This is a genomic window from Mucilaginibacter sp. JRF (assembly GCF_015223065.1).
GTDB lineage: Bacteria > Bacteroidota > Bacteroidia > Sphingobacteriales > Sphingobacteriaceae > Mucilaginibacter.
In genome coordinates, this window is sequence record NZ_JADFBY010000004.1 from 424,884 (window position 1) to 442,539 (window position 17,656).

At 46.1% G+C, this 17,656-nt stretch carries 11 protein-coding genes; 6 read left to right on the forward strand and 5 right to left on the reverse strand.

What is annotated here, in order from left to right:
* Nucleotides 1-22: 22 nt before the first annotated feature.
* From IM792_RS13260 to aroE, 4 genes are all read right to left on the reverse strand, one after another.
* Nucleotides 23-664, reverse strand: a complete 642-nt coding sequence (locus IM792_RS13260; protein WP_194102457.1) for an MBL fold metallo-hydrolase — start codon at nucleotides 662-664, stop codon at nucleotides 23-25.
* Nucleotides 665-723: 59 nt separating this feature from the next.
* Complete coding sequence (locus IM792_RS13265) at nucleotides 724-1,938, reverse strand: alpha/beta fold hydrolase (RefSeq protein WP_194102349.1); 1,215 nt, start codon at nucleotides 1,936-1,938, stop codon at nucleotides 724-726.
* Between the two features lie 67 nt (nucleotides 1,939-2,005).
* Nucleotides 2,006-2,584: a gliding motility lipoprotein GldD gene (gene gldD / locus IM792_RS13270; protein WP_194102350.1), complete on the reverse strand. Its 579-nt coding sequence runs from the start codon at nucleotides 2,582-2,584 to the stop codon at nucleotides 2,006-2,008.
* Nucleotides 2,581-3,381 carry a shikimate dehydrogenase gene (gene aroE, locus IM792_RS13275; protein WP_194102351.1) on the reverse strand — a complete coding sequence of 267 codons (801 nt, stop codon included), beginning with the start codon at nucleotides 3,379-3,381 and terminating at the stop codon, nucleotides 2,581-2,583. Before aroE ends, gldD begins: the two co-directional genes overlap by 4 nt.
* Nucleotides 3,382-3,713: 332 nt before the next feature.
* Between aroE and IM792_RS13280 the strand changes: the two genes are divergently transcribed.
* From IM792_RS13280 to IM792_RS13295, 4 genes are all read left to right on the forward strand, one after another.
* A complete protein-coding gene (locus tag IM792_RS13280; protein WP_194102352.1) occupies nucleotides 3,714-6,899 on the forward strand; it encodes a TonB-dependent receptor in 3,186 nt (1,061 codons plus the stop codon).
* Between the two features lie 27 nt (nucleotides 6,900-6,926).
* A complete protein-coding gene (locus tag IM792_RS13285; protein WP_194102353.1) occupies nucleotides 6,927-8,543 on the forward strand; it encodes a RagB/SusD family nutrient uptake outer membrane protein in 1,617 nt (538 codons plus the stop codon).
* A 142-nt stretch (nucleotides 8,544-8,685) separates the two neighbouring features.
* On the forward strand, nucleotides 8,686-12,264 hold the full coding sequence (locus tag IM792_RS13290; RefSeq protein ID WP_194102354.1) for a VCBS repeat-containing protein: 3,579 nt from the start codon (nucleotides 8,686-8,688) through the stop codon (nucleotides 12,262-12,264).
* A gap of 10 nt (nucleotides 12,265-12,274) precedes the next feature.
* Nucleotides 12,275-13,603: a vanadium-dependent haloperoxidase gene (locus IM792_RS13295; protein ID WP_194102355.1), complete on the forward strand. Its 1,329-nt coding sequence runs from the start codon at nucleotides 12,275-12,277 to the stop codon at nucleotides 13,601-13,603.
* Between the two features lie 76 nt (nucleotides 13,604-13,679).
* Here IM792_RS13295 and pruA read toward each other — a convergent pair whose 3' ends face one another.
* Nucleotides 13,680-15,308, reverse strand: a complete 1,629-nt coding sequence (pruA, locus tag IM792_RS13300; RefSeq protein WP_194102356.1) for an L-glutamate gamma-semialdehyde dehydrogenase — start codon at nucleotides 15,306-15,308, stop codon at nucleotides 13,680-13,682.
* Between the two features lie 194 nt (nucleotides 15,309-15,502).
* Between pruA and IM792_RS13305 the strand changes: the two genes are divergently transcribed.
* Nucleotides 15,503-16,189 (forward strand): hypothetical protein, encoded by a 687-nt coding sequence (locus tag IM792_RS13305; RefSeq protein ID WP_194102357.1) that lies wholly within the window; start codon nucleotides 15,503-15,505, stop codon nucleotides 16,187-16,189.
* A 157-nt stretch (nucleotides 16,190-16,346) separates the two neighbouring features.
* Nucleotides 16,347-17,639 (forward strand): HAD-IB family phosphatase, encoded by a 1,293-nt coding sequence (locus IM792_RS13310; protein WP_194102458.1) that lies wholly within the window; start codon nucleotides 16,347-16,349, stop codon nucleotides 17,637-17,639.
* The last annotated feature ends 17 nt before the right edge of the window (nucleotides 17,640-17,656 follow it).

A 17,656-nucleotide genomic window follows, 5' to 3' on the forward strand; every position in this document is an offset into this window, starting at 1 on the left:
ATTAAGGCCGGTGTGCTAAGTGTTAGTTGTTAAAAAAAGGATTGTACTGCTTTTCAAACCCAATGGTAGTTTCGGGGCCGTGGCCCGGATATACCGTACAATCATCAGGCAGAACAAATAGTTTTTCGCGAATGTTTTTTAATAATTGAGCATGATTGCCTCCCGGCAGGTCAGTACGACCAATGCTGCCTCTGAAAAGCACATCGCCGCCTATCAAAATATTATCCTGCTTATCATAAAAACACAAATGCGCGGGCGAATGGCCGGGAGCGAATATCAGCTCTAACGTGGTATTTCCAAAACTGATGGTGCCGCTTTCGGGCAGGTATTCATCAGGCAGGGGCGAATTATCGTACCTGAAACCCATTTGCTGGGCGCTTACCGGGGCATGGTTTAACACCACGGTTTCGCCGATATGAAATTGGGGCTTTAGGCCATACTGATCGAACACGAACTTATTGCCCAGCACATGGTCGATATGGCAATGTGTATTGAGCAGCAGTACAGGCTTCAGCTTATTTTCTGCAATATAATTCACTACGGCATTTTGTTCAGCACCGGTATACATCCCGGGGTCGATAATAACGCATTCGCCGCTATCATCATATAACAGGTAGGTGTTTTCCTGAAAGGGATTATTTACAAAATACTGAACCTTGGCCATGGCAGCAAAAGTATTCAATTAGGCTGAAATATGGTTGTAGCTAAAAGTAATTTTTGCCATTAGCGTGTAGCAAACCATTGCAGCGCATCCTGCACCATCGGGAAAACGCTGGTTTGGTGCGTACCGCCGGGTATAGGTATCAGTGTTACATTTGTTGCCCCAGCTGCCCGAAAACGATCGTAAGTACTTTGCGATGTTTCAATAAAAACGTTGGCATCCGCAGTACCGTGGTATAGCCGTGTAACGCTTTTTGGCGACCAGTTAGGGAAGCTGTTTTCGGCCACCTTGGCCTTAAAGGCAGCTTCGGCATTGGCATTGGTTAAGCTACCATAAAAGGCATCAGCAAACAGATCTGTCGGGGTATTAGTTAACTGGCCGTTGATCTGTGTACCATTACGGCTGCCATCAAGCAACTGTGGTACACGTGCCGCGTAAGGCTCCTTAAAATAATCGGTAAGCGGACGGTTAAAGCCATAAAGCGTATTATAACTTTGGATGAACAGCGCCAGGAATGATGGATCGGGATAACTTGTTACACCGGTTACCTTTTGCAACATCAGGCTTATATCATACCCTCCGGCACCCTCGGCAGCGGCGGTTATGCTCAACTTATGGTCGGCGTTGGTTTCTATCTCCCGTTGCGCAGCCATGGTAACATAGCCTCCCTCCGAGTAACCTAACAGGAACAATTTATCGTTAATAGCCTTATTTTCTTTTTCAAGATATTCCTTTGATGCCTTGATCATATCAACCACCGTTAAGCCTGATGATTGCATATCATAATAAGGGTGCTGAACGCTTGCCGATACGCCATAGCCAATATAATCGGGTATCAGGGTAACGTAACCTGCCGAGGCCAGTATCTCAAACCCGCTATAAGTACGCGGAAAGTTTGATGGGGCCTCAGCATCGCTGAATATGGTACCGTGCTGGGCACTTAATAAGGCTGGAGCAGTACTCATGCCTTTAGGCACACATAACAAACCCGATGCCTGTATATCCTTACCATTTAATGTGGTGTTGTAGATGAACTGATAGAAATCAACATCGTACAATATAGCATCCTTAAAGGCATCTAAACCAAGGTTTGTTGCCGTAGCTTGTAGTTGAGCCTTAGTGAAGCTGCTTATTAAGGTGCTTGATACAAAGTATTCTTTTTCGGGTACTACTTCAGGTTCGGGTTCAACCTCGCGCTGACTTTCTTTACTACAACCGGCTATAATAAGAAGAACAAATAACAGGTATTTAAATGAACCGAAGCTTTGTTTGGTCATGGTTTATTAGGTATATATTTATTGGATAAGGGAAATAAAGCCGCCTTGTTTCGGCCACCAAATGTACTTATTTCCACCTGAATGTTTTGATCATTACATCAACATCCTGCTTCACAAAATCGAGCACAGGCTGTATAGAATCTAACCGGGGCTCGCTGCTAAAGTATAGTGCCCCGCGCAGGTAATGTTTGGTACTATCGGTTAAAAAAAACTGTACTGACGATGCCGCGTTGCCATCAATGGTATAATACAAGCCATACACCTTACGGTCGGGATAGCTGATGTTGCCCTCATCAATAGAAGTAGCTTTTACCGTATGCTTAAAGGCAAAGGTATGGGCATCCTCAACCAATTCATCAAATATCTTTTTGGAGGTAATGGGCTGGTAACTCAGGTGCAATACGCCCTTAAACTGCTTAAAGTTCATGTTGATCCAGCAGCTTTTATTTTTTGCCTGCGGATCAGCACTTATATTCGCGTAAACCGGGTATTGAAAGCTGTATGGGCAGTCCTCGTTATATTGGCGGTATGCCTTTTCGGGATAATAGATACGGTAAAACCCCCGCGGTTTAGGCGAATAATCCTGCTCGTTACTACAAGCGGCTAATAACAACACTAATACTGATATAACTGCTATTAACCTCATGGATAACGTTCATTAGAGTTCCATATCGTCCAGGCTTTTTCGGCTTGTAGTATCAGCATCTCGTGGCCGTTCTTGGTATCAGCACCTACTTGGGCGCCTTTTTGTAGAAAGAGGGTTTGCTCGGGGTTGTAGATCAGATCATACAACAAATGTTCATCCGTAATAGCCTCGTAAGGTATTGGCGGGCATTCATCCACATTAGGCGATGTGCCTACCGGTGTAGTGTTGATGATAAGTTTACTCTCGGCCACCATGGCAGGTGTAAGCTGATCGAACAATATAGTACCGGGCTGCTCCCTGCGGGTAATGATAGTAAAAGGTATCTCCAGTTTGTTCAGCACATAAAACACGGCCTTTGCCGCGCCGCCATTGCCCAAAACCAGGGCACTACTGTGGCGCGACTTTAATAATGGCTTTAACGATTCCTCAAAACCATAAACATCGGTATTAAAACCTTCGAGCCTGAAATCGTCACCACCAAAACCTACCTCGCCCTGAAAGGCTACCGATACCGGCGACTCCTTATCTATACGTATAGTGTTTACCGCGCCAACGTGCTTTGCCCCGGCATCCAGCCAATCAATATGATCCATTATATCAACTTTGTAAGGTATGGTAACATTAAGGCCGCACAGGTCAGGGTGTTGATGCAAAAAATCGTTAAAGTTCTTTACACTCTCTATCGGGTACAATTCGTAAACGCAATCGGTAATGCCTTCGCGCTCAAATTTGTCGGTAAAGTATTTCTTTGAAAACGAATGGGAAAGCGGGTAACCTATAAGCCCATATTTTTTCATGAGGATAGTATATTGTTAGGCGGCTAATATAGGCAATTGATAAATAAATATCATTTCCCCTCACTCATTTTCGCTTCGTAATGCCTTGGCTACTTCATCGGTCAGTAAAACACATAATTAAGGCATCTTACTATATTATATGTTACACAGACACTTAATCACCTGTTTTTGGCATCGATTGCAAAAAAGTATCAATCCGCTCCATTTTGCATTGAAATAGACTAAAAAGCATCGAAAAATGATAATTTAATACTATACCTCAGTGTGGCAGTATGTTAAATTTGTTTTATACAATTATTATAAACCCAGTTCTCTAATCAAATTACTGTCACATGAAAAGAAATTTACTGTTTTTCAGAAACAGTAGGTATTTCAGGCTCTACCTGTCTGTGTTACTTGCTGCTTTTACCTTTCTTAACGCCTTTGCGCAAAGCAAGCGCGTTACAGGTGTTGTTTCTGACAATGCAGGCCCTATACCGGGGGCAAGCGTGCGCGTAAAGGGCAGCACAGTTGGCACTACCACCACCGCAACCGGTACCTACACCTTAAACGTACCCGATGGCGCGATACTGGAGGTAACCTACGTAGGTTATACCACGCAGGAAATTGCCGTAGGCGACCGCACAACCATCAACATCACCCTGGCATCAAACAGCCAGGCATTGCAAGAGATTGTAGTGGTGGGTTACGGCACCGCACAACGTAAGGACTTGACCGGTTCGGTAAGCTCAGTTAGTGCCGACCAAATTGCCAAGGTACCCGTTACCCAGCTCGATCAGGCATTGCAAGGCCGCTCGGCAGGTGTGCAGGTTACCAATAACGATGGCGCACCGGGTGCCGGTGTTAGCGTACAGATACGCGGTGTTGGTAGCCTGGGCAGTAACGACCCTTTGTATGTAGTTGACGGTTACCCGATAACCGGCGGCTTAAACAACATTAACCCCAGCGATATAGCATCAATGGATATACTGAAGGATGCATCGGCAACGGCTATATATGGTGTGCGCGCGGCTAATGGTGTGGTTATCATCACCACCAAACGTGGCCGTAAGGATGGCGTTCAGGTTACGTTAGACCTTAACGGATCAATACAGGCCGAACCGAAGAAATACAATATATTGAATGCTGAGCAATGGGCAACCCTGGCTAATGAAACGCCTATTGATAAATTACCTGAGTGGAGCAACCCATCAGCCTTAACCAATGTTAACTGGCAGGATGCTGTTTACCGCACAGGCTCAAGGCAAAACTATAACCTGGCCATACGTGGTGGCAGCGAAAAGGTACAAACCGCATTTTCGGCAGGATATTATGATCAGAAAGGTATAGTGCTGGGTTCGTTCTTCAAACGTATAAACCTGGGTTTAAATATCGACTATAATGTTAACAAGTGGTTAAAGGCCAATGCCAGCGCTAAATATTCCAGACAAAACAGTGCCAACCCATTCGGTACAGGCAGTTTGCTGCAGTTAGCTTCGTTAATACCAACAATAGGTGCTAACAGCGCTACCAAGGAGGCTACTGACGGTAATGGCAACTATGGTTTTTATAACCCGGTTAATATTTATACCAAGAGCTGGAATAACCCTGTTTACTTTATTGAAACGCTTGATACCAAAAACCAAACCAACTATTTTTTGAGCACAACATCATTAGAGGCTACCATAGTTGAAGGTTTAAAGGTAAAAACCAATCTGGGTATAAACACTTCTGATTTTTCGGGCTATTATTTCACCCCTGCCGATCTGCGTACCCTGGTACAATACGGCGTAGCCAGTAATAACAACTTAAGCACTTACTCGCAAAGTGCCAACAACACTTATGAGTGGTTGTGGGAGAACACCATATCGTACAATAAAGTATTCGGCAAACACACTTTAGACCTTTTGGCGGGTGTATCCGAACAAAAAAACAATTTCAGAACCATTGGCGGTAGTGGCAACGATTTGCCGAGCAACTCCATCCGCGATCTGAGCCAGGTAAGAAACCTGATCGCCTTTGGTAACCAAACTGTTTACACATTGGCATCGCAATTTGGTCGCTTAAGTTATAAATATGATGATAAGTATCTGTTAACAGCAACAGTTCGTCGTGATGGCTCATCAAGGTTTTATAAAGGCAACCAATATGGTGTTTTTCCATCAGCATCATTTGCATGGCGCGCCAAACAGGAGGATTTTCTGAAAGATGTTAATTTCCTGTCTGACCTGAAATTCCGTGTAGGTTATGGTGAGGTAGGCAGTCAGGCTAACATCCCGCTGTTTCAGTATTTGGCGAGGTATAGTTCAGGCGGTCCGGCTACGGCAGGTACCAACGTAGGTTATCCTTTTGGTGGCACATACCAAACAGGCCTGGCATATCTAAATCTTGATAACCAAAACCTAACTTGGGAAACCTCACGCCAAACCAATATTGGCGTAGACCTGGCTATACTTAATAATGACCTTACCTTTACTGTTGATTGGTACCGTAAGGATTCTAAAGACTTTTTACTACGCGTGCCTATCGCCTCTCAATCAGGCGTTACCACACAAGCGCAAAATGCCGGTAGCATACGTAACCAGGGCTTTGAGTTCGCGCTTAATTACCGCAAAAAAGTATCGCAGGATTTTAACTATGGCTTAGGATTGAACCTTACCACAGTAAACAATAAGCTGTTAAGCATAAACAACAGCATTAACTCGTTAATGAACCTTGTTGTATTAAACAGTGCATCGGCCAACGGCTGGAACCAGTTTAGCCGTACTTACATAGGCCAGCCTGTAGGCGAGTTTTATGGTTACGAGAGCCTGGGCATATTTCAAACACAAGCCGAAATTGATGCCTTAAATGCTAACGCGCCTGATGGCCACTATCAGGGTACAGCTGCACAGCCAACCGTACCCGGCGACCGTAAGTTCAGGGACATTAACGGCGACGGACAGATCACTGCTGATGACCGCACCAGCCTGGGTAGCCCGATACCTAAGTTTTACGGTGGCTTTAACCTCGACCTGAATTATAAAGCATTTGATTTTAACGCTTTCTTTTACGGTAGCTACGGCAACAAAATATTCAACTATTCGGCACGTAACCTCGAAAGCTTCCAGGCGGCAGGCTTTGTGGGTGTACAAAACGTAAGCCAGGAGTATTATGAAAACCGCTGGACGCCTACCAACCCATCAAACCGTTATGCACGTGTAAATTATAATGATGATATAAGCGCCAACAACGTACCATCAAGCGTATATGTTGAAAATGGCAGCTACCTGCGTTTGCGTAACGTTACACTGGGTTACACCCTACCAAGTGATGTAGCTAAAAAATTAGCCTTAAGCAAATTAAGACTATCATTTTCAGCACAAAACCTGTTCACCATTACCAAGTATTCAGGCCTCGATCCGGAGATTGGCCAACCAACAGGTAATGATGCTAATGATGCTACCGCAACTGCGGCCGGCCCTACAGCAGCAGGTATTGATGTGGGTACCTACCCGTTATCACGCTTTTATACACTTGGTATAGTAGCTACATTTTAAGTGAGGCTTTATAAACGAATTGTAAGAATGAAAATCAAAAAATATTTATACGTACTGACAGTCGGACTGGTGGTACTGCTTCCTTTAAGTTGCCAAAAAGGTTTCCTTGACCAAAAGGATACCTCAAACCCAACAGAGCAGGGTTTATTTGACAAACCCGCTGACGGGATAGCGCTGGTAAATGCAATTTATGATACTTACCAAAATGCCGATCTGCTTAAAAAATCACTTTGGTATTATGCCAACTTTCAGAGCCATGATTTTTTTAACTGGGGTAACGATCGTTTTTATAACACTTACGCCATACCGGCCACCTTTGGCGCTATACAGGTATTTTGGCAACGTGCATACATCGGCATAGCCCGTGCCAATTCGGCCTTGCCTATCATCGGCCGGATGAAGGATAACGGCATTTTAACCGAGGCCCTTGCCAACCGCCTTACCGGCGAAATATACTTTCTACGCGGCATGACGTATTATTACCTGGCAGCCAGCTTTGGTGGTGTACCGCTGGAGCTAACAACAGGCGCCAATGATGGTTTGCGCCCTCGCAGCAGCCAGGATGAGGTATTCGCGCAGGTTGAAAGCGACCTGACCCAGGCGGTAAATCTGTTACCCTGGAAAGAGGATTATGAGGCAGGTGACTTAGGCCGTGCTACAAAAGGAGCAGCATTGGGTTATTTAGGTGCCTCGCAAATGTGGCTTAAAAAATATACCGAGGCCTTAGCTACCTACAACCAACTGAATAATAAATATGTACTGCTGCCTAACTTTATTGACATACACGAGGCTGATAAAGAGAACAATGCCGAATCGCTATTCGAAGTGCAATTTATTGTTGCCGGTACTCAAAGCTGGGGCGGCGGTAACGAGGTAGCTTGGATAGGCTCGTTCGGTATGCCCGAGGAGGTATCAAACTTTGGTTACGATTATGCTAACAAAGGTTTATATGATGGTTTCCAAACCGGCGATCTGCGCAAGGTGGCAACCGTGATTGGCCCTGGCGATGTAAACCCAAGTCCGGGTATTATTGCGCGTGGTGGTATAAAATCGTACCCGCTGGTAATAGCAGGTTTCGGCAGTAACGACCCCGCCATTAAGGCTAAATACACCGGTACCGACGGCAACATTATTAACACCTGCGGAACCATTGCCCGCCCTTGGATAGGCTCAGATGCTACCCAACTGCGCAGCGGCTACTATAACGAAAAAATGTGGCGCGACCCTACACTTACCGGTAACTCAGGCGATGGTATCATCTTTGGCGCGCAAAACCAGGTATTGCTACGTTTTGGCGAAGTACTGTTAAGCAAAGCCGAATGCCAGATACGTACCGGCGATGTAGCAGGTGGCCTGGCAACCTTAAAGCTTGTACGCGATCGTGCTTTTGGCGGCAGTGCGCCAGCAACATTCATCAGCGAAGGCAAAACAATAACTGATCCGTTGCAGATGATCTACCATGAATACCGCCACGAACTTTCGGGCGAGTACTCAACCTTTTACAATCTGCGCAGGGCTGGTGTGGCTACTTCATTTATACAGGAAGTATATAACATCACCATCCCAACAGGCCGCGAGTTATACCCGATACCTCAGTACGAGATCGGCCTTAACCCTAACCTGACCCAAAACCCCGGTTATTAATAGCCCGATACCTTATTGCAAAGAGGCCACTCTCCATAAAAGAGGGGCCTCTTTTGGCTTAATAATCACTTGCTTATTTAAAAATAGCTGTTAAATTTGGGGAAAGCCGCCGCCTGGCTGCTTATCCTAATTATAAACGTACATGATCAAACCTTACAACACGCTATTAGCGATATTGCTGCTCCTGTTTTGTGCCTGCCAAAAGCCGAAACCGCTTTTTGAGGATATGCCCTCATCGCACACCGGCATACACTTTAGTAATGATATTACCGAAACTGATTCCATTAATCCGCTGGATGTGGTGAACGTGTATAACGGCGGTGGCGTAGGTATTGGCGATTTTAACAACGATGGCCTGCCCGATATTTACTTTACCGGCAACATGGTGGCCAATAAGCTATACCTCAACCGTGGCGACCTGAAGTTTGACGATGTTACCAAAACCGCCAATGTAGATGGCATGGGGCATTGGGGGCGCGGCGTAGCCGTTATCGACATTAATAACGATGGCTGGCTCGATCTGTATGTTTGTAACTCCATTTTGGCTAACCCTAAGTTGCGTACCAACCTGCTCTACATCAATCAGGGTAAAAGCGCCGATGGCATTCCCCGCTTTAAGGAGATGGGCAAGGAATATGGGCTTAACATGAGCGAGCAATCGGCCATGGCCAGCTTTTTTGATTATGATAACGATGGCGACCTGGATATGTATCTCACCGTAAACAACGCCACCGCCACCTATAATCCCAGTATATTTGGCAAGGGTTTTTATCAGCCCGACCGTAAATCGGGGCGATTGTACCGAAATGATCATGATGATAAGCTTAACCACCCGGTATTTACCGATGTTACTGTTGAGGCCGGTGTAACCCGTGATGGTTACGGGCATGGCGCATCAACTGTGGATATTAACAATGATGGTTGGAAGGACATTTACATTTCAAACGATTTTATATCGAGCAATATCCTGTTCATCAATAACCATGATGGTACGTTTACAGATCGTTCCATGGAATATTTTAAGCACACTGCCTACAACGCCATGGGGCAGGATGTGATCGATATTAACAACGATGGCCTGCCTGATGTGATAGAACTCGACATGAACCCCGAGGATAACTTCCGTAAAAAGATGATGCTGGGGGCTAACATGTATCAAACCTATCAGAATTTTGATAACTATACCACCCAGTACCAGTATGTACGCAACATACTGCAACTAAACCAGGGGCCACGCTTGGAGAATGGCAAGCCCGGCGCGCCTGTATTTAGCGAGATAGGCTTTTTAAGCGGGATATCGCAAACCGACTGGAGCTGGACACCACTTGTGGCCGATTACAATAACGATGGCTATCGCGATATTATCATCACCAATGGTTTTCCCAAGGATGTATCTGACCATGATTTTATGGCTTACAGGCAGCGTGCCTACTCAGTAGCCTCGAAAAAGGAACTGCTTGCCCAAATACCACAGATCAAACTGCATAATTACGCTTATGTAAATAATGGCGACCTCACCTTTAAGGATGTAAGCAAAGATTGGGGTTTCGATGTAAAAAACTTTTCGAGCGGTGGCGTTTACGCCGATCTGGATAACGATGGCGACCTGGATGTGGTGATCAATAACATGAATGATGAAGCATCGGTTTACCGTAATACTTCACGGGATGATAAGGAGAAACTGACAGATCAGCATTACCTTAAGATCAGCTTTGTGGGCGACAAATTTAACCTAAATGGCTTGGGCGCTACTGCCGAACTTTATTACGATCATGGCAAAACGCAGGTGTATGAGAATACGCCCTACCGTGGTTATGTATCAAGCTTAGAGGGTACAGCGCATTTTGGTTTGGGTAAGATCACCAGGGTCGATTCAGTAATCATCAAATGGCCGGGCATCAACAAATGCCAAAAGCTGGTTAATATTAAGGCTGATACCAAACTTACCGTAAAACAAGTCGATGCCAGACAAAGCTTTACCTGGGGCTACAAGCAAACCACGCAGCCTTTATTTAACGAGGTTACCGATTCGCTGGGTATAAAATATGCCAATCAGGATATGGATTTTATCGATTTCAACATACAAAAATTGTTGCCGCATAAGTTTTCGGAGTATAGTCCGGCGCTGGCGGTTGGTGATGTTGATGGCAATGGCATTGATGATATGGTTATCGGCGGTAGCCTGTACAACCCGGCGCAGGTGCTTTTACAGCAAGCCAACGGCAAATTCATACAGAGAGCATTCAGCAAGCAAGCTGCCGATATAAAAAGCAATTATAAGGATGAAGGCTTGCTTTTATTTGATGCCGACGGCGATGGCGACCTTGACCTATACGCCAGCAGTGGCGGCTACCACGAAGGCCCGGAAAGCGCGGCCTATCAGGATAGGTTTTATGTAAACGATGGCAAAGGCAACTTTACTTTAGCTACCAGCGCCCTGCCTGCAAATACCACCAGCAAACTGTGCGTTCGCGCCTGCGATTATAACCAGGATGGAAAGCCCGATCTGTTTGTATCAGGCCGTGTATCGCCGTGGAATTATCCCAAACCGGTATCGAGTTTTATTTTGCGGAACGACAGCCAAAACGGACAGGTGAAATTTACTGATGTTACCAAAGAGGTTGCCCCTGCCCTGCTCAACATTGGCATGGTGTGCGATGCCCTTTTCAGCGATTTTAATAACGATAATAAACCCGACCTGATATTGGCCGGTGAGTTTATGCCGGTAACTTTTCTGGCTAACAAAGGCGGTAAATTTGAAAATGTAACCGCCGCTACCGGCCTCGAAAACAAAACCGGCTGGTGGAATACCATTGTAGCCGGCGATTTCAGGCACACCGGCCGTATGGATTACATTGTGGGTAATGGTGGTACCAACACCATCTATCAGGCCAGCGAGCAGTACCCCGTATCCGTTATCGGGAAGGATTTTGATAAGAACGGAGGCTTTGCGGTGATACCCTCTATCTACTTCCCCGACTCGAACGGGGTAAAACGTGAATACCCAGCCGTTGGGCGCGATGATCTGCTTAAGCAAAACATCAGCTTTAAAAAACGATATACCAATTACCGGTCGTACGCCACGGCGACCATGGATGAGTTGATCACGCCAGAGCAGCGTGAAGGTGCCATAAAACTTAGCGCTAACACCATGCAATCGTGCTACCTGCGTAACGAGGGTAATGGTAAGTTCACCATAATTCCGCTACCGCAAATGGCGCAAATATCGGTACTTAACGGTATGGTGGCCGATGATTTTGACGGCGACGGCAATCTTGACGTGGCTATCAATGGCAATGATTACGGCACCGAAGTATCAACCGGGCGATACGATGCGCTGAACGGTTTACTGTTGAAAGGCGATGGCAAAGGCAACTTTAAGCCCTTGTCGATACTACAAAGCGGTATATACCTGCCCGGTAACGGCAAGGCGCTTGCCAAGCTGCAAAGCAGCAAGGGTGGTTACTTAGTAGCCGCTACACAGCACCGGGGCAAGCTACAGGTATTGCAGTTGAACAAACCCACCCGCAACATCAGCGTAAAGCCTGATGATATGAGCGCGAAGATCAGCTACCGTGATGGCAGATCGCAAAAACAGGAATTTTATTATGGTTCGTCGTTCCTGTCGCAATCGGGCAGGTTTTTAACACTCGGTAATAATGTATCGGCGGTTACCGTAACCAATAACAAAGGGCAAAGCCGCAACATCGCCTTAAAATAATTCTATATCTATGAAGATCATTAAAACCTTAACCGTTTTATTAATTGCCGCTACCTGCCTTTATGCATGCCGGGAGGAAAAAAAGGCATCCACCACTAAAATTAACGATGCCGATGTTGTGCATCAAAACGAAGATAAACTAACACAGCTAATTATTTACGATGTGTTTACGCCACCCGTGGCCAGCAGGATATATGCCTATGCCTCTTTAGCATCATACGAAGCTATACGTTTTGAGCAGCCCGATTACTTATCTCTTGCGGCGCAGTTACAGGGCTTTGGTGCCATACCCGAGCCCGAAAAGGGCAAAACTTACAACTTTACCCTTGCCGCTACACAGGCTTTTTTCACCGTGGCCCGCAAGGTTACTTTTTCGGTGGATTCGCTGAAGGGTTATGAGGATGGTTTGCATGCGCGTTTTAAGGGCACGATGGATGATTCGACCTATGCCCGCTCCATTGCCTTTGGCGATACCGTGGCCAAAGTAATTATTAAGCGGTTGGTTAAGGATAATTACCTGCAAACACGTGGTAAGCCCAAATTTTTGGGCAGCCAGGCACCCGGTAAATGGCGCCCCACCCCGCCCGATTATCTGGATGGTGTGGAATATTGCTGGGGCACCATGAAAACCTTTGTGCTCGATTCATCAAACCGTGTGGGCATCCCACCACCGCCACCTTATAGTGAGGATAAGAACAGTGCCTATTTTAAGCAGAACATGGAGGTGTACGAGATCAGCAAAAAACTGACTGATGAACAAAAGGATATTGCCCGCTACTGGGATGATAACCCCTTTGTGCTGGAACATGCCGGGCACATGACCTTTGCCAACAAAAAGATAACTCCTGGTGGGCACTGGATAGGCATTACCGCCATTGCCTGCAAGCAAACCAAGGCCGACGCGGTAAGATCGGCACAGGCTTACGCGCTTACCTCGCTGGGTATGTATGATGCCTTTATTTGCTGCTGGAATACCAAATACGAAACCAATTACGTGCGCCCGGTAACGGTTATAAACGATAAGATAGATGCTGAATGGACATCGCGCCTGCAAACTCCGCCCTTCCCGGAATACCCGAGCGGGCACAGCACCATTACCCGTGCCGCGGCGGTAATGCTTACCCATGTATTTGGCGATAACTTCGCCTTTCAGGATACCAGCGACCTGCGCTACATTGGCATGAAACGTAACTTTAAATCATTTGTGCAGGCGGCTGATGAAGCCTCCATCAGTAGGTTTTACGGTGGCATCCATTATAAAAACAGTGTAGATCAGGGTGCTATTCAGGGTAGAAAAGTAAGCGAGTACATTATCTCTAAATTGAAATTGAAAAAGTAGCGGCTTATCATCCATCCATAAAAAAACTCCCTTACCGTTATGGCAAGGGAGTTTTTTATTTTATCAGGATGTATGGTTATCCCAGGAATGGGTAACGGTAATCCTTCGGTGGATCAAATGTTTCTTTAATAGTGCGTGGAGATACCCAGCGCAGCAGGTTGATCATTGAACCGGCCTTATCATTAGTACCCGAACCGCGGGCACCGCCAAATGGCTGCTGGCCAACTACGGCACCGGTAGGCTTGTCGTTAATGTAGAAGTTACCGGCAGCGTTACGCAGGCGTTGTGTAGCTTGCGCTACGGCATACCTATCCTGCGCTATGATTGAACCTGTTAAGGCGTATATCGAAGTGGTATCAACCACATTCAGTATCTCATCGAACTTATCATCCTCGTATACATAAACGGTAAGTACCGGGCCAAACAATTCCTCGCACATGGTTTCATAATGCGGATCGTTTACACGCAGTACGGTAGGCTCAACAAACCAGCCTTTTGATTTATCGTGACCACCACCGGCTACCAGCTCAACACCGGCATCGGCCTTAGCGGCATCAATGTATTTGGCCAACTTATCAAATGATGCTTCGGTGATAACAGCGTTAACAAAGTTGCTGAAATCTTCAACCGGGCCCATTTTGATAGAGGCCAGATCGCGCTGCACGTTTTCTTTTACAGCAGGCCATAACGAGGCCGGGATGTAAGCACGTGAAGCGGCCGAACATTTTTGCCCCTGATACTCGAACGCGCCGCGTACAAGGGCGGTGCTTACCACCTGCGCATCAGCGCTGGCGTGGGCAAGCACAAAATCCTTACCACCGGTTTCGCCAACTATGCGTGGGTAGGTTTTGTATTTGTGAATGTTGGTACCAATTATTTGCCAGATGTGCTGGAACACCGCGGTTGAACCGGTGAAGTGTATACCCGCGAAATCAGGGTGATTGAAGATAACATCACCCGCTACAGGGCCATCAACATAAATAAGGTTGATAACACCGGCAGGTAAGCCAGCTTCAATAAATATTTTCATGATCACGTTGGCCGCGAAAATTTGCGGATAGGCAGGCTTCCAAACCACAACGTTACCCATCATGGCGGCGCTTGCAGGCAGGTTACCGGCAATAGCGGTAAAGTTAAATGGCGTTAAGGCGAATACAAAACCCTCTAACGGGCGTTGCTCAACCCTGTTCCAGATACCTTTTGGCGATACCGGTGGCTGCTGACCGTATATCTCGGTCATGTACTCTACGTTAAAGCGTAAAAAGTCGGCAAACTCGCAGGCGGCGTCAATTTCGGCCTGGTAGGCGTTTTTTGACTGGCCCAGCATAGTAGCGGCATTAATTTTAGCACGGTACGGACCGGAGATCAGATCGGCAGCTTTTAAAAATATGGCGGCACGCTGCTCCCAGGCCAGGTTTTCCCAATTGGCCTTAGCGGCAAGGGCGGCATCAATGGCGGCGGTTACATGGCTGGCGTCACCTTCGTGAAACGTAGCCAGCAGGTGCTGATGATCATGCGGTGGGCGCACTTCAAGGGTTTTACCGGTGCGTACTTCCTGGGCACCTATGTACATGGGTATGTCGGCCACAACGGCGCGTGCCTCTTTAAGCGCAGCTTCTAACGAAACACGCTCAGCACTGCCCGGAGCGTAATTTAATACGGGCTCGTTCTGCGGCTTAGGGACGTTAAAAAATCCTTTAAGCATAATTTTATGTGAGTCAAATTAATATGCGGCTAAGATACGGGTTAATGTTTAGATGTGGTAATTGAAGGGTGACGGTAATGTAAAAATGTGGTACGCAATACCAGCATACAACCATCACTAAATTGTTAAAAACGTTAAATAACAAACCAATATGGCTTAAACAGGTTATATTTAGCAGCTAACTACTTATAACTATGAAACTGTACTGCCTTGCCCTTACTTTTATACTATCTATAGCCACCATGGCAGCAAACGCCCAAAACAAATTAAAGGGCACTGTTTACGAGGGCAGCGGCAGCACCCGTATATCCGATGTGTTTGTGCACGACCTCACCAACAAGCAAATGACGCTGACCGACAAGAACGGCAATTTTGAGATACAGGCCGCGCCCGGCCACATGGTAGTATTCAGCGCGCCTACCTACGGCGCCGATACGGTTTATATTACCGATCTGTCAAACAAAAAGATACGCCTTAGTCCGCAAGGCATTCAACTAAATACGGTAAATATATCAAGCACCCGCAAAACCTTTGACCCGCAAACGGAATACCCGGAGGTTTACGAGAAAAGTAAGGTATATGCCCTCTCGCCATCTACATGGTTTAGTCGTGAAGGCCGTAACGCTCGCCGACTTAAAAAGTACTTTAAACGTGAAGTACAGGAGCGCGAGATAGATCAAGCTTTTAATCCCAGATTTGTGAGCACAGTGGTACCGCTTAAGGGCGAGGATCTGGAAAACTTCATGACCCTCTATCGCCCTAAATATGACGATATAAAAAGCGGCGATCAGCAATCGCTCACCGTTTATATTAACGATGCCTACAAAAAATATCAGGCTTTGCCACCCGAAAAACGTAGTCCTCAAAGCCTGGAGCAGTAAAAGCAGAATGCATTACACAGATCATTTAAATATGATTTTGGTATAACGTTTTACCTGAAATTCAATGTCATACTTCAGTATTTTAATGTACTTATTGTAGCCCTAACACTATGAAGTAACCCCTAAAAGTTGCACATTTGCGCTTTGCCCTTTGTAACTGATGGACTACTTTATAATAGATTTTGACAGCACCTTTACCCAGGTTGAAGCCCTTGACGAACTTGCCCGCATATCGCTAAAATCGCACCCGGACAGGGAGAGCATTTATGAGCAGATAGAGGGATTAACCAACCTGGCCATGGAAGGTAAGCTATCATTCAGTGAGAGTTTACAGCGCCGTGTACAGTTGCTGCAAGCTAACCGTGATCATCTTAAGCTGTTGGTAAGCCATCTTAAAAAGAAGGTATCGCGCTCGTTCTCGCGCAATACGGTGTTCTTCAAAAACCATTCGGATGGTGTGCTGATCGTGTCAGGTGGTTTTAAGGAATTTATTACTCCGGTAGTTACCGAATACCACATTAAAAAGGAAAATATTTACGCCAACACCTTTGTGTTTGATGATGAGGGCAACATTATTGGCTACGACCGTGAGAATCCCCTATCAAAAGAAGGCGGTAAGGTTATACTGCTTAAAGAGCTTAATCTGCCCGGCGATATTTATGGTATTGGCGATGGTTACTCTGATTTCCAGCTGAAGGAATCGGGACTGATCAAAAAGTTCTTCGCCTTTACCGAGAATATCGAACGTAAATCGGTAGCCGAAAAAGCCGACCATATTACTCCAAGCTTTGATGAGTTTTTATACATCAACAAGCTGCCACGTGCTATATCATACCCTAAAAACAGGATAAAATGTTTGGTTGTGGGTAATGTTGATGAGGAGGCGCTGGCTCAACTAAAAAGAGAGGGTTACAACATACGTCATAAGGATACCATTGAGGAAAGCTATTTGCAGGAAGCCGGTGTATTGCTTTGCAGCGAGGACACCCAACCTACGCCCGAGCAACTGCACAATGCGGGCAGATTAAAGGTGATCGGCATTTTTGGTAAGGTACAAAGCCGCAAGCTTGCCGAGGTAGCCTGCGAGAACGGCATCATCATATTTGATGATCCGAAGCATAATCCGCGTAATGATGACTTTATCCCGAAAAGGGTGATAGCCTTTATGAACGAGGGTAAAACGCACACCAGCTGCAACTTCCCTGATCTGCAACCGCCGCGTGTAAGTAATGCCCACAGGCTGATACATATCCACAAAAACGTACCGGGTATACTGGCGCAGATAAATGATGTTTTTGCCCGCCACAACATCAACATAGTAGGCGAATTCCTGGTAACCAACACCCAGATAGGCTACGTAATTACCGACGTAAATACCGGTTACGACCCACAGGTACTAAACGAACTGAAAGCCATTGAGCAGACGATAAAGTTCAGATTGCTTTATTAGGGGTTCATGGTTCATAG